Annotated in this window: 10 protein-coding genes; 3 read left to right on the top strand and 7 right to left on the bottom strand. The window is 66.6% G+C overall.

Annotation, left to right across the window (positions count from 1 at the left end; genetic code table 11):
* Positions 1-144 precede the first annotated feature (144 nt).
* Positions 145-4,923: a DUF7507 domain-containing protein gene (locus tag A6I89_RS04515; protein WP_044991163.1), complete on the bottom strand. Its 4,779-nt coding sequence runs from the start codon at positions 4,921-4,923 to the stop codon at positions 145-147.
* A 450-nt stretch (positions 4,924-5,373) separates the two neighbouring features.
* Positions 5,374-6,888, bottom strand: a complete 1,515-nt coding sequence (locus A6I89_RS04510) for an MFS transporter (protein WP_044991165.1) — start codon at positions 6,886-6,888, stop codon at positions 5,374-5,376.
* A gap of 120 nt (positions 6,889-7,008) precedes the next feature.
* Between A6I89_RS04510 and A6I89_RS04505 the strand changes: the two genes are divergently transcribed.
* Entirely contained in the window at positions 7,009-7,575 is a 567-nt protein-coding gene (locus tag A6I89_RS04505; protein ID WP_005512576.1) for a TetR/AcrR family transcriptional regulator, read from the top strand.
* Here the strand turns inward: A6I89_RS04505 and ilvA are convergent.
* From ilvA to A6I89_RS04490, 3 genes are all read right to left on the bottom strand, one after another.
* Positions 7,568-8,920 carry a threonine ammonia-lyase IlvA gene (gene ilvA / locus A6I89_RS04500; RefSeq protein ID WP_022596496.1) on the bottom strand — a complete coding sequence of 451 codons (1,353 nt, stop codon included), beginning with the start codon at positions 8,918-8,920 and terminating at the stop codon, positions 7,568-7,570. The two genes, A6I89_RS04505 and ilvA, sit on opposite strands and share 8 nt — an antisense overlap.
* 73 nt (positions 8,921-8,993) lie before the next feature.
* Positions 8,994-10,769 carry a pyruvate dehydrogenase gene (locus tag A6I89_RS04495; protein ID WP_005512574.1) on the bottom strand — a complete coding sequence of 592 codons (1,776 nt, stop codon included), beginning with the start codon at positions 10,767-10,769 and terminating at the stop codon, positions 8,994-8,996.
* A gap of 95 nt (positions 10,770-10,864) precedes the next feature.
* Positions 10,865-11,302 (bottom strand): nitroreductase family deazaflavin-dependent oxidoreductase, encoded by a 438-nt coding sequence (locus tag A6I89_RS04490; protein WP_022596500.1) that lies wholly within the window; start codon positions 11,300-11,302, stop codon positions 10,865-10,867.
* Positions 11,303-11,465: 163 nt separating this feature from the next.
* Between A6I89_RS04490 and A6I89_RS04485 the strand changes: the two genes are divergently transcribed.
* Together A6I89_RS04485 and A6I89_RS04480 are read left to right on the top strand one after the other, a co-directional pair.
* Complete coding sequence (locus A6I89_RS04485) at positions 11,466-11,711, top strand: hypothetical protein (protein WP_022596502.1); 246 nt, start codon at positions 11,466-11,468, stop codon at positions 11,709-11,711.
* A 121-nt stretch (positions 11,712-11,832) separates the two neighbouring features.
* Positions 11,833-12,720 carry a DUF5995 family protein gene (locus A6I89_RS04480; protein WP_022596504.1) on the top strand — a complete coding sequence of 296 codons (888 nt, stop codon included), beginning with the start codon at positions 11,833-11,835 and terminating at the stop codon, positions 12,718-12,720.
* Positions 12,721-12,766: 46 nt separating this feature from the next.
* Here A6I89_RS04480 and A6I89_RS04475 read toward each other — a convergent pair whose 3' ends face one another.
* Together A6I89_RS04475 and A6I89_RS04470 are read right to left on the bottom strand one after the other, a co-directional pair.
* Positions 12,767-13,963, bottom strand: coding sequence for a fatty acid desaturase family protein (locus tag A6I89_RS04475; RefSeq protein ID WP_022596506.1), 1,197 nt, complete (start codon positions 13,961-13,963; stop codon positions 12,767-12,769).
* Between the two features lie 59 nt (positions 13,964-14,022).
* Positions 14,023-14,520: a DUF5994 family protein gene (locus A6I89_RS04470; protein ID WP_044991198.1), complete on the bottom strand. Its 498-nt coding sequence runs from the start codon at positions 14,518-14,520 to the stop codon at positions 14,023-14,025.
* Between the last annotated feature and the right edge of the window lie 87 nt (positions 14,521-14,607).

The raw sequence follows: 14,607 nt of genomic DNA, 5'->3' as shown, positions 1-14,607 counted from the left end.
CGTACACCACTGTGCCGCAACCGGTCCGCAGCCGCCAGCCGAAGCGGGGCGAAGGCGCCACCCGATTGCCCGACGGGGCGAGCCGAAGCAAGGGTGGCCCGAGACGATTCCGTCTCGGGCCACCCCGTCAATCGTCAGGGTTCATCACAGGTCCGTGACATCACCGTCCTCGGCCCTGCGCCTGCGCAGTGCCACAACCAGCACACCGCCTGCGGCGATCAGCAGTGCCAGTCCGCCGGCGACGAGACCGGAGTTCAGCCCGCCGTCACCGTCGGCGCCCAGACCGGAGTCGATCAGCCCGCCCTTGGGATTCGAGGCCTGGGTCTCGGCGTCCGTGCCCGACTCCGCGCCCCCCTGTCCCGGCTGGTTGCCTTCACCGGTGGGGTTGCCGTCGATGACCGGCGTGTCCGTACCCGCCGGCTCGCCCGCAGGTCCGGTCGACCCGGTCGAGCCGAGCGAGCCCGTCAGGAGCCCCGGGATGATCGGGATGATGATCAGACCTGGGAAGCTCGACTTGTCCGGTGTCACCGTCTCGTTCGACGGCTCCGACACCACCTCGTCGCCCTTCGGGTTCGTGCCCGATGCGGTCGCGACGTTGTCGATGCGTCCGTTCTTCACGTCGGCCCGCGTCACGACGTAGGTCGCGGTGCATGCCACCGAGTCCTTCGGCGCCAGCGACTTCGCCTTGTCGGGGCAGGTGATCGCCGACATCGTGCCGGTGCCCGTGAAGTCGCCCTCGTTCACGGTGACGTCCTTCAGGGTCACGTCTCCGACATTGGTGATCACGAACCGGTAGGTCACCTCCTGACCCAGCTTCACCTTCTCGCGCGGGTTCGCCTTCTTGACGATGCTGATGCCCGGGTGCGGATGGCCCGGCAGCGCCACCTGCGACTCCGGCGACTCGATCGGCTCCTTGCCCGGCGGGGTGCCGGTCGCGGTCGCGACGTTGTCGAGCGTTCCGGCATCGATGTCGGCCTGCGTCAGCGTGTAGTTCGCGGTGCAGGTCACCGCGTCGTTGGGCGCCAGCGCGCTCGCGCCCGCCTCGCAGACCGGATCGGACATCGGCCCGGATCCGGTAAACGACTTCTCGTTCGGGCGAACGTCGGTGAGCGTGACGTCACCGGTGTTCGTGATCACGAACGAGTAGGTGATCTCCTTGCCCACCGTGAAGTCGGACGAGTCGGAGATCGACGCAGTCTTCACGATCGACAGGTCCGGGTTCGGGTTGCCCTCGATGCCGCCGTCCGACGGCGGGGACTCGATCGGCTCCTCGGTACCCGGTGGCGTGCCGATCGCGGTGGCCGTGTTCTCCACCTTGCCGGCATCGACATCGGCCTGGGTCAGCTCGTACAGCGCCGTGCAGGTCACCTGCGCACCCGGAACCAGCGACTTCGCCTCCTCCGGGCACGAGAGATCGGTGATCTCGCCGGTACCGGAGAAGTCGCCTTCCTTGATCGAGACGTTCGCCACCGTGACATTGCCCGTGTTGGTGACCGCGAACGAGTACTTCACCTTCGCGCCGGCCTTGAAACCGTCCAGGCTCGTCAGTGAGGCCGACTTCACGACCTCGAGCTGGGGCGCCTGCGCACCGGTCACGTCGACGTCCGACGGATCGGACTCGATCGGCGTTCCCGACGGCGGGGTACCCGTCGCCGTGGCAGTGTTCTCGACCCTGCCCACGTTCATGTCCTCGACCGTGAACGTGTAGGTGGTCTCGCAGGTCACCGACTTCCCGGGATTCAGCTCCTTCGCATCGTCCGGGCAGCTGATCGCGGACAGCGTTCCCTTGCCGGAGAACTCGTTCTCCTTGACGCCGACGTCCTTCAGGGTCTGATCACCGGTGTTGGTGATCGTGAACTTGTAGGTGACGGTGTCGTTCACCTGGACGTTCTCCCGCGGTTCCGCGGTCTTCTCGAGCTTCAGTCCCGCCTGGGGATCACCGGCGAGGTTCTCCTCGTCCTGCGGGGACTCGATCGGGGTGTCGGCGCCCGGGGGCGTGCCGACCGCGGTCGCGACGTTGTCGAGCTTGCCGGCGTCGATGTCCTTCTGCGTCAGCTCGTACGTTGCGGTGCACGACACCTCGGCACCCGGCGCCATGGACTTCACTTCCTCCGGGCAGGACACGTCGGAGAGCTCACCGCTGCCGGAGAACGCTCCCTCGACGACCTTGACGTCCGTCAGGGTCTGGTTGCCCGTGTTGGTGACGTCGAATGTGTAGGTGACCTTCTGGCCGACCTTGAAGTCCGAGACACCCTTGGGCGACGCTGTCTTGACGATCTCGAGGTTCGGCTTCTGGTTACCCGTCAGCTTCGCGTCGTCCTCGTCGGACGTGACAGGACCACCCGATGGCGGAGTGCCCGTCGCCGTCGCGGCGTTGTCGAGCTTGCCCCGGTCCACGTCCGCCTGGTCGAGCGTGTACGTGGCGGTGCACGTCACGGATTCGTTGGGTGCCAGCGACTTCGCGGCATCCGGGCAGTCGAACGCCGAGATCCTGCTGCTCTCACCCGTGAAGGCGGTCTCGTTCGGACGCACGTCCTTCAGTGTCACGTTGCCCGTGTTGGTGATCGTGAAGCTGTAGGTGACGGTCTCGCCCACCGCGAACTTGTCCGGGTCCGTCGGCGACGCCGACTTCTCCAGGGCGATCGCGGGCTTCGGCTCGCCCGAGAGCGTCTTGTCCGACGGCTTCGAGGTGACCGGCTCACCCGACGGCGGCGTACCCGTCGCGGTCGCGGTGTTCTCCAGCTTGCCGGCATCGATGTCGGCCTGCGTCAGCGTGTACTTCGCCGTGCAGGTCACCGACGCACCCGGCGCCAGCGACGCCGCCCCTGCGGGGCAATCGAACGTCGACATGTCGCCCGAACCCGAGAACTTCGTCTCGTTCGGATGCACGTCGGTGAGCGTCACGTCGCCCGTGTTCTTGATCAGGAAGGTGTACGAGATCTCCTGGCCCACCTTGTAATCCGCGGTGGTCGACGGCGATGCGTCCTTCACGAGAGACAGTGACCGGGCTGGATTGCCCTCGACGATCTCCTTGCCCGGCGGGGACACGATCGGCGTGTCCGTGCCCGGCGGCGTGCCCGTCGCGGTCGCGGTGTTCTCGATCCTGCCGTTGTCGATGTCCTTCTGCGTCAGCGTGTACTCCGCGGTGCACGTCACCGATGCCTTCGGCCCGAGCGCCTTCGCCGTGTCGGGGCACTCGACCGCCGACAACGGACCGGCGCCCGTGAACGCGCCCTCGTTCACCCCGACGTTCCGCAGCGTCACGTCACCGGTGTTGGTGATCTTGAAGCTGTACTTGATCGTCTGACCGAGCTTGTAGCTCTCTGCATCCTTCGGCGACGCGGACTTCACGATCGAGATGCCGGGCGTGGCCGGACCACCCTTCAGCGGCACCTTGGACTCGGCGGAGTTCACCGCCTTGCCACCCGGATCGGTGCCGGTCGCGATCGCGGTGTTGTCGACGGTGCCGCGGTCGATGTCCTCCTGCTGGAGCACGTACGTCGCGGTGCACGTCACGGAAGCCTTGGCGGCCAACGATTTCGCGCCCTCAGGGCACGAGAAGTCGGACATCTTCGCCTTACCGGAGAAGTCCTTCTCGACCGGCTTGACGTCCTTCAACGTCACATCGCCGGTGTTGGTCATCTTGAAGCTGTAGGTGATCGTGTTGCCGACCGTGAAGTCGGCTGCGGTGTTCGGCGCAGCCGTCTTCTCCAGCGCCAGGCCGGACTTCAGTGAGCCGTTCGTGAAGGTGCAGACGACACTCGCGCCACCCTTCGTACTGGGAAGCGACATCTTGCCGGATGCCCCGGTGCCGCTCGACAGCTTCGCGTTGGTCTTCGCGTCGAGGCACTGCCAGGTCACGTTGTAGTTGGCGAGATCAGCACCGTTCTTCGCCGTCTCCTTGATGGTGTACTCGGTACCGGGAAGTCCCAGGAGCGGTCCAACCTTGACCGACTGGATACCTGTGGTATTTCCCGTGGTCGTTGCCGTATTGCCAGTACTGACTCCGCCGCCGGTTACCTCGAGCAAGAACTGGTCACCATCCGCGGCACGACCCGCCGGAAGGTCCTTGCGTAGCTCGATCGAGTACGGGTCACTGCACGAGCCGAGGTCGTACATTCCCATGCTGCGCAGAGTCGTGACGGTCGCACCGGTCGCTGGGTTGAGCCGCGTCAAATCGGAGCTTCCAGTCCTGCCGACGTACAAGTAGCCATCAGGGCCGAACGCCGCGGAGGTCGCGTTGGCGAAGCCTGCCGCCTTGGCCGTAATCCCCGTTCCCGTCAGTACAGAACCTGCAGCGACCGGCCCGGGCACCGAGTACACAAGCCCGTCGCTGCTACTCGAGGAAACGATGTACAGGTTGCCGACTGCATCGAACGCGATGTCGCCGTTTGTCTGCCTTGACCCCGGTGCCGGGGTGACGGTGACCTTCACGTCGCCCGTCAACGGCATATTTGTACTGGGGTCGTAGACCCTGTACTTGAACGCACCGTTGTCGTATCCGCCGAAGTAGTACAGACCGTTGCTCGGGTTCACGGCCCCTTGCTGCGTGGCGTAGCCATCTGGCCGGTCCACAGAGGAGGTGGCGCCGGTGAGGGCGTCGTACTTGAAGATCTTGGGACTGTTCTTTGAATCCGGGCCCGTATAGACGGCATACGCCCCGCCGGCCCCGATTCCCAACTGGTTGGGGGTCGTGGACAAGAGCTTGAAGTCCTTAGTCGGCGCACCGTCGGCCGGATCGATCCGGTACGCGTTGGAATCGTTGTTGTTGACCGCGTAAAGCGCATCACAACTCAGCGCCACTGCCGCTGCCGCGGTCCCCGCCCCGACCGTTGCGGTCGTAATCGTGACCATGGCGGCCAACATGGCCATGACCACAGTTCGGATGACGCCCCTGCGCAGGGCGCCGCTCAACCTCACCATTTGAGGCCCTTCTTATGGACGCCCGGCCGGATTCGGCTGCGAGCGATGGATGACATGGACAATCACCCCGACGCGGGACATACAAACACAATCGGTAGTACACGTCCTTCATCCCGGGAGCGCCCCGAACTGATTCACCCGAGCGCTCACCCTCGCGAAAACACAAGCACCGCAGTGTTTTTCATGCAGGGGATGTGCCGAGGGTGAAAAGCCAGGGTGATAGCGCAAGATTCAACCATTTCACCCGCAGATTCATACCTTTGTACTGCAGTCCAAACTGGCTGCGCACCAGAGGTATTCGACCGGAACGACGCGGACCGGCGCAGGCCTGCGGGCTGGCGCCCTACTCTGCTGTGACGCTTGATAATTCCCGTTACTCGTGTGACTCGATGCGCACACGAGAACGGCCCGCTCGATCATCAATCGAGCGGGCCGCTGTGGCGTTACGGATCAGCGACGGCCGAGCATGCGCGCCACGAGGATTGCCGTGATCAGGAGCACGATCGCAGTTGCGCCGGCCGCGATGTGCATGCCGTCGACGAAGGCCGCCTGCGCCCCGTCGACGAAGGCCTCGGCTTGCGGCGCCGGCATCCCCTTGGAGACCTCGACAGCGCCACCGAGCGTGCCCTGCGCGACGTGCGCCTGATCGGGGGTGAGGGCCGAGACGTCCATTCCGCGGCGGAAGATCGCCAGTACGACACTGCCGAGGATGGCCACACCCAGCGCCACGCCGAGTTCGTATGCGGTTTCGGAGACCGCGGACGCTGCACCGGCACGTTCCGGCTCCACCGAGCTCACCACCAGATCCGACGTCAACGTGAGCGCCACACCGACACCGGCGCCGGCGAGCACGAATCCGATCACGAAGGCCTGCGGGCCGCTGTCCGGCTGCAGTGCGATCATGACGGCGGCACCGATTGCCGCGATCACCAGACCGATGCTCAGCACCCGGTTGGGCGCCCAGCGGCGGACGAGCCACGCCGCAGCCAGCGAGGCGAACGCACTGACCAGGGTTCCCGGCAGCATCAGCAGTCCGGCCTCGAGCGGCCGGTAGTCGAGCACCAACTGCAGGTACTGCGACCCGAAGAACAGCACGCCGGCGAGCGCGAAGATGGACAGCAGGTTCGTCAGGACGGCCGTCGAGAACGCGGGCCGGGCGAACAGCGTCAGGTCGATCATCGGATCGGCCAGCGTCTTCTGCCGGCGCACGAACGCCCAGCCCGCGGCGAGTCCGACGACACCGACAGCGGTGAGTACCCAACTCGGCCCGTGGACCGCGGTCTCCTTGACCGCGTACACCATCGGCACCATGGCCAGCATCGACAGCCCGGCGCTCACCAGATCGAAGCGGCCCGGGGCCGGATCCTTCGACTCGGGAATCACCAACGGCCCGAGAGCGATGAGACCGATCATGACCGGGATGTTGACGAGGAAGACCGAACCCCACCAGAAGTGCTCGAGCAACCAGCCACCGACCAGCGGTCCGGCCGCCGCGCCGCCACCGGCCATCGCGCCCCACACGCCGATCGCGGTGGTCCGCTGACGAGGGTCGACGAACATCGTGCGGATGAGCCCGAGGGTCGCGGGCATCAGCGTCGCACCCGACACACCCTGGAGCACACGCGCCGCGATCAGCATCTCCGGACTCGACGACCACGCCGCGATCAACGACGCCAGGCCGAAGCCGGCCGCACCGATCAGCAGCAGGCGGCGGCGCCCGATCCGGTCGCCGAGGGTGCCCATCGTCACCAGCAGACCCGCCAGCACGAACGAATAGACGTCGATGATCCACAGCAACTGCGTGCCGCTCGGCTCGAGATCCTCACTGATGAACGGCAGCGCGAGGTCGAGGACCGTCGCGTCCACCGAGATGAGCAGCACGGCGAACGCGAGCACGACGAGGCCGAGCCAGTCCTTCCGGCTCGCCGTCACGTCGTGCGAATCCCGCACGGTGCCCACAGACATGCTTCCACTCCCACACGAACTGGTTGATGAACAGGAACCGACCGGGGAGTTAACCGTCCAGCCGGTACAGTAGCGAACTCCAGAATAGCAGTCGACCGTCCAGCCGGTACAGTGATTTTCATGGCATCCGACACACGCGATCGCATCCTCGACGCACTCGAGAGCCTTCTCCTGACCCAGGGACTCGCGCAGGTCACCCTCGAGGCGGTGGCGGCGGAGGCAGGCGTCTCCAAGGGCGGTCTGCTCTACCACTTCCCCAGCAAGGAAGCACTCCTGGCCGGGATGGTGCGACGACTCGGCGACCGCTCCGACCAGCAGCTGGCCGACGCCGTCGCCTCCGGGCGGACCGTCTCGGAGATCTATCTGCAATACCCGCCGGCCGAGTCCGCCGACGAGATGACGCTGTATCGGTCGATGCTGGCCGCGATGCGCAGCGCCGACGGCCGGCACGACGAGGTGCAGCAGGCGATCGCCGACGTGATGCGGTCGTGGGACGACGGGCTGCTGGCCGAGATCGACGACCCGGTGCAGGCCGAGATCGTCCGCCTCGTCGGCGACGGCATCTATCTGGCGGCCCTGCTCGGACTCCCGGAATCCGACCCCGATCTGCACCGCCAGGTCGTGAACCGACTACTCGGCACCGACCCGGCGGGCAGAGATCGTTCGGACGAGACGCCCGCTACGTGAGGTAGCGGTACGCCGGCGAGCCCGGCTCGAGCTGCTCGACGACGATGCGCGACGTGCGCATCCGATCGAGCAGATCCGACAGACCGTCGGCCGACCCCAGTTCGATACCCACGAGCGCGGCACCGGTCTCACGGTTGTTGCGCTTGACGTACTCGAACAGCGTGATGTCGTCGTCCGGGCCCAGGACCTCGTCGAGGAACCGGCGCAGCGCGCCCGGCTCCTGGGGGAAATCGACGAGGAAGTAGTGCTTGAGCCCCAGGTGAACCAGCGATCGTTCGAGGATCTCGCCGTAGCGGGACACGTCGTTGTTGCCACCCGAGACGAGACACACCACGGTGCTGCCGGGCGCGACGTCGAGCTGACCCAGCGCGGTCACCGAGAGCGCCCCGGCAGGCTCGGCGATGATGCCCTCGTTCTGGTAGAGCTGCAGCATCGCGGTGCAGATCGCGCCCTCGTCGACCTGCGTCATGGCGAAGCGCTCGGGTCCGCGCCCCGCACGAGTACCGGCGACCAGGGGCAACGACGCGTGCGAGACGACGCTCGCCCCCAACCCGGCAACCACGGCGTACGGCAGATCGCCGACCCGCTTGACCGCGGCACCGTCCACGAACGGGTCGACCTCGGGTAGCGTGACCGGCCCGCCCGCCACCAACGCGGCGGTCATCGACGCGGCACCGGCCGGCTCGACGCCGATGATGGTGGTCTCGGGCGCACGCTCGTGCAGGTAGGTGACGATACCGGCGATGCAGCCGCCGCCGCCGACCGGCACGACGACACTGTCCGGCGCCTCTCCCAGCTGCTCGAGGATCTCGGCGGCGATGGTGCCCTGACCGGCGGCGGTGCGGGCGTCGTCGAACGGCGGCACCATGGTGGCACCCGTCCGCTCGACATCCGCGGCCGCGGCCGCGGCCGCGGCATCGTAAGTCTCGCCCGTCGGGATCAGTTCGACGAACCCGCCGCCGTGCACCATGATCCGGTCGCGCTTCTGCTTGGGGGTGTTGGCGGGCACGTAGATCCGGCCACTGATCTCCATCGCCCGGCACGCGAACGCGACACCCTGGGCGTGGTTCCCGGCGCTGGCCGCGACCACGCCGGCGGCGCGCTCGGCATCACTGAGCTGCATGATCAGGTTGTAGGCACCGCGGAGTTTGTACGAGCGCACCACCTGCAGGTCCTCCCGCTTGAGGTAGACCCGGGCTCCGGTCAGCGCCGACAACCGCTCACTGAACTGCAGCGGTGTCGCATCGATAATGTGTGCAATTCGCTCCGCAGCGGCGTCGATCTCGTCCGCGGTGAGCGCGGGCGAGGTTACCTTCAGATCTGCGAGTTCCGGCGAATTAGACACCCATGCATTTTCCCACTACAGGCGGGCGGGCGCGCAACCGCCCCACCGTTCGCCGGACGCGATGTCCGCGCAGTCACCCTCGCGGCGAGAACTGGGACGGTCGCGGCACGTTGCGCAGATTCGACTTGGCCATCTGAACCGCTTCGGCCACACCGCCGTTCATCACCATCTTGGACATGGCCAGTGCGAACCCTCGGACCTGACCGCCGGTGATCGAGGGCGGCAGCGACAGCGCGTTCGGATCGGTCACGATGTCGATCAGAGCGGGTCCGTCGTGCGCGAACGCCTCTCGGAGCCCCGACTCCAGATCGGCAGGATCCTCGATCCGGCGTCCGTAGAGCCCCAAAGCCGTTGCAACAGCGGCATAGTCGACAGAAGGGACATCCACTCCGAAATCGGGCAAACCATCGACGAGCATCTCGAGCTTGACCATGCCGAGGGTGGAGTTGTCGAACACGACGATCTTGACCGGCAGTCGGTACATCGCGACGGTGATCAACTCGCCCAGCAACATCGACAGCCCGCCGTCACCGGACATCGCGACCACCTGCCGACCGGGTTCGGCGAACTGCGCGCCGATCGCGTGCGGCAACGCATTGGCCATCGACCCGTGCAACGCCGACGACAGGAACCGGCGACGGCCGTTCGGGTTCAGGTAGCGCGCAGTCCACACGTTGCACATACCGGTGTCGGCGGTGAAGACCGCGTCGTCGGCGGCGATATCGTCGAGGATCGAGGCGGCGTACTCGGGGTGGATCGGAACGCGCTGTTTCGCGGGTTCGGTGTAGGCACCGACGACCTTCGTCATGAGCTTCTCGTGCCGGTCGAGGGTCTTCTCGAGGAAGGTGCGACTCGACTTGCGGTGCACGAGCGGTTGGAGGGCGCGCAGCACGGAGCGGGTGTCCCCGTGAACGGGGAGGTCGACACCGGTGCGCCGGCCCAGCGTCTGCGCCGCGACGTCGATCTGCGCGGTCCGCACGTCACCGGGCAGGAACTGGTCGTACGGGAAATCGGTGCCCACGAGAATCAGCAGGTCCGCGTCATGGATCCCGTCGTGCGCGGCCCCGTACCCCAGCAGCCCGGTCATGCCGACGTCGAACGGGTTGTCGTACTGGATCCATTCCTTGCCACGCAGCGTGTGACCGATCGGCGCCCCGACGGTGTCGGCGAGGGCGAGAAGTTCGTCCCGGGCACCGCGCACTCCTGCGCCAGCGAAGATCGCGACGGCGGAAGCCTCGTTGACGGCGTCCGCGAGAGCCTGGACGTCCTCGTCCGCCGGAACGAGCGACGGGGTGCCCGTGCGGGCGAGCGGGGGCGCGGTGCCCTCGGCCGGCTCCTCGGCGATATCGCCCGGCAGCGTGATCACGGCGACGCCCGACTGTGCGATCGCGTGCTGTATCGCGCTCTGCACCACCCGCGGGGATTGCGCGGGAGTGCTGATCATCTCGGTGTAGCGCGAGCACTCGACGAACAGCCGGTCCGGGTGGGTCTCCTGGAAGTAGCCCATCCCGATCTGGGTGCTGGGGATGTGGGAGGCGATGGCGAGCACGGGCGCACCCGAGCGGTTCGCGTCGTACAGACCGTTGATCAGGTGCAGGTTGCCCGGTCCACACGATCCCGCGCAGACCGCCAGTTCTCCGGTGACCTGCGCGTCCGCTGCGGCCGCGAAGGCGGCAGCTTCCTCGTGCCGGACGTGGATCCAGTCGATGCCACCCTCAGCCGCCCCGCCTGTCCTGCGAACGGCGTCGACGACCGGGTTGAGACTGTCCCCCACGATGCCGTAGATCCGCCGCACGCCGGCTTCGACGAGTTGGGAAACCAATTGATCTGCAACAGTTTTCGACGCCATCCCAAGCCTCCGGCCACGGTTCCGAGTGTGGTTGTTCCTGCTTCGCAGGCTACTCGGAACCGGGCCCGACGGCTGGGGGACGGCGACGCCGCCCGCTACTTCTGGGGGGACAGAACGAAGACCGGGATCTGACGATCGGTGTTCTGCTGGTACTTGGCGTAATCCGGCCACGCCGCGACCGCACGCTCCCACCAGACGGCCTTCTCGTCGCCGGTGACCTCACGCGCGACCATGTCCTGCTTGACGGGGCCGTCCTGCAGTTCGACGCGGGGATCGGCCACGACGTTGTAGTACCAGACCGGGTTCTTCGGGGCACCGCCGAGCGACGCGACGACGGCATACTCGCCGTCGTGCTCGACGCGCATCAGCGGCGTCTTGCGCAGCTTGCCGGACTTGGCACCGACGGTGGTCAGGATGACGACGGGTTTGCCCTCCATCGTCGTTCCCTCGGTTCCGCCCGAGCGTTCGTAGAGGTCGACCTGGTCCGCGGCCCAGGACGAGGGGCTGGGTTCGTATTCACCGGTGAGAGGCATGCCCTCAAGTGAACACCCCACACTTGATCTTGACCACCCGATCGGCCGGACGACGGGATTTCCGTCACACGTCGCAAATTGTTCGTTGCGCCGAACTTCGTGCCGTCGGTAAGCTGAACACACCGGCAGGACGACCCGAAACCACGCGAGAGAGGTGCACGCAATGACCACCGCTGCACTCCCCCGCCGCTCCCGCGGCCGGTCCGGCGCCACCGTCGATCTCGCCGGCACCGCCTGGCCGCTCTACAAGCTCGAAGCCCTCGCCGCGGGACTACTCGTCTTCGTTCTGGTTCTCGCCGTGACACAGGTGCTGCAACCAGCAGTTCTGACGGCGGCGGGCGTGGCCGTCATCGTGTGGTGGGGGCGGCGCGTCATGCTCGCGCGCCAGTCGACGACACCTCTCCGCTGAGCTTCCCGGACCGGTTTCCCGGACCGACCGGGCCCGTCCCCACGCGACGCGGCCGGCGCCGTGACCCCCTCGCGGATCGCTTCGTCCGGCGCGGTCGCCGTCGACGCCCTACGCTCGGGCGATGCGCTCACGCCGATTGCTCGCGCCCCTCGTCGCTGTCGGAGCGGCCTTCACGCTCCTGAACCCCGCTCACGCCTCGGCCGACACCGCGGTGGCCACCGCGTGCGGAACGCCGTTGAGCTCGAACGAGATCGACGCCATCGTCGCTCTGAGCGATACGTCCACTTTGTCCGGCACCGGTCTACCGCGACTCGAGTCCGCGATCGACCGACACCACCGGATCACCGAGATCCTCGTCGACCACCGGGACCGGCGCGGGCTGTTCTCGATCGGGCTGGACGCCGTCGAGTACGAGGCGGTCCTGCCTCTCCAGCGCGACCCGGCCGCGTTGCCGGACCGCACCTGGTCGCCGACCATCAGCTACGACCTGCTGACACGCTATCTGCGCAACCTGCACGCCGAGTTCACCGGCGCCCCGGTCGATCCGGCGTGGTTCCACTACTTCGCCCTGACCCGGCAGTGCGCGCAGAGCCCGGCCCGGGTCGCGATGGCCGGCTACAACGCCCACCTCACCGTCGACCTCGCGCACGCGGTCGACACCAGCGGCACCCGGCCCGAACATGTCCCCGACTTCTATCGGATCGTCGATTCGATTGCACTCGAAGGCGATTCGATCGTGACACTCACCAAGGACCGGTACGGCGCCGACCTCGGACCACTCTGGCGCTTCTACTTCGTGGGTGAGGGCCTCGATCGCCTCGCCGGCAACGACCAACCGTCGCGGACGCTGCTGCGTGCCGCCGACAGCGGCTACAACACCGTCACCCTGGCGAACGGTTTCGCGCTCCAGAACCCGCAGGTGCGTCCGTCCGCCGAACAGGAGATCGACGGCCTCTGGCGAGTGACGGACACTGCCCTGCAGACCCTGTCCGACCTCGGCGGCCTCTGACCGATCGGAGGTTTGCGGGCACCCGGGTCGGATCCACCGCCACCTTCTACCAGGAGGAAGTGCTGCGATTTCGTAGTGCCGTCCGTAGCCCACACCGGCGCGATTCTGCACTCGACGAAGCGGATCGCACACCCGCTCTCGACTGCGCGCGAAACTTCGACTCGGAGGCCGTCTCCGGTGCGTCGTCGGCGGTTGCGACCAACAGGCAGTCCGGGAGTGCCAACTTCAGGATCGTCCGGAATGTCTGCCAGTACTGTCGCGCGAGCGGACCGGTCGTGTACGGCAGATCGTACTTCTCACACAGCGGCCGCACGCGAGCGGCGATCTCGGCGTACCTGTTACTCGGCAGGTCCGGGAAGAGGTGATGCTCGATCTGATAACAGAGGTTGCCGCTCAGGAACGCCAGCACCGGGCCGGCACGAAAGTTCGCGGTCCCGAGCATCTGCCGCAGATACCACTCCGACGATGTCTCCCGCTCCAACTCTTCGAGCGTGAACTTCTCCGCCCCGTCCGGGAAGTGGCCGCAGAAAATCACCAGATACGCCCACACGTTGCGCAACAGGTTCGCGGTAGCGTCTGCGGCGAGCGTCCGTCGCCACCGCCTCCCGCTGAGCGCGGGGAACAGCACGTAGTCCTTCGCCGATTGCCGAGCAATCTTGACCGCGACGGCGCGGACACCGCTGCGTTGGTGGATATCGACGTCATGCACGGCCACCCCCCACTCGAACGTGGCGGCCAACACCAGATTCTGGATCGGTTGCAGCAGGTGTCGAGGACGCCAGCGCTGATCCCTCGTCACCCTCATCACGCCGAAACCGACATCTTCGTCCATACCGACGACATTGGTATACCGATGGTGGACGAAATTGTGGGCGTACTTCCACTGCGTCGATGTGCCGGCCATGTCCCATTCCCAAGTGGTGGAATGGACTTCCGGATCGTTCATCCAGTCCCATTGGCCGTGCGACACGTTGTGCCCGATTTCCATGTTCTCGATCGACTTCGCGACGCCCAGGCCAGCCACGCCGAGGACCCACCCGATCCGCCCGCGACTCAGAGCGAGCAGCAACCGCGACGACGCGTCGAGCGCTCGCTGGAACGCGATGGTGCGTCGGATGTATCGGGCATCGCGCCGACCCCGCGAATCCTCGACATCCCTGCGAATGGTTGTCAGTTCCACTCCCAGCGCCTCGATGTCATCCCTGCTGAGGTGTGCGTACTCGTCGATGTTCGTAATAGCCACCGCGTTACTCCCGTCCTGAGCCGGGCAGGACGCGTCGACATCCGATACGGCGGCCCGTATCAGCGTGCCGACGCTCCACCCTCGCCGTCCCACCGACTTTCCGCGAGCTCACGGTCCGCCCGACTCGTGGCGCGGCGGACGTCGGTCATCAGAAGATCGTCTGCGGTGGTCGCATTGTTCGGCGCGGCGGCACGCATCATGGTCCGATGCGAGTACCCCGGATCGGTTTCCGGCGCCAAGACCAGCAGGGTCAGCCGGTCGCGATTGACTCCGACCACATACACCGTGTTCATCGGCTGGTAGTGGTATCCGTCCAGGCGAACCGAACGACCCAGTGCCACAATTCGATCGGGCGTCCGAAACCAGTTGGCCAGGCTGTAGACCACGCGCTCGATCGGCCCGAGTCGCACCGAGAGCACGGCCAGAAGATCCGGGAGCTCGTCGACGAGACTTCGCGAGTGCGGCCACCACGCACCGTCCACATACCCGGTGCCCGGCGCCTTGGGCTTCAACCTCAAGCGCGGCGTGTACCGCGGACCGTCCACCCCTCGATGCATGGCCGGTCCGGGCCGGGACTCCGCCACTGGCTCGAACTGGGCGCGCTGCAGCGTCATGACGACGCTCCTACCTCGGCCGAGAAATAG

This window comes from Prescottella equi (assembly GCF_002094305.1).
GTDB lineage: Bacteria > Actinomycetota > Actinomycetes > Mycobacteriales > Mycobacteriaceae > Prescottella > Prescottella equi.
The sequence above is the reverse complement of the archived record's forward strand: the minus strand, read 5'-3'. Positions and strand labels throughout refer to the sequence as shown.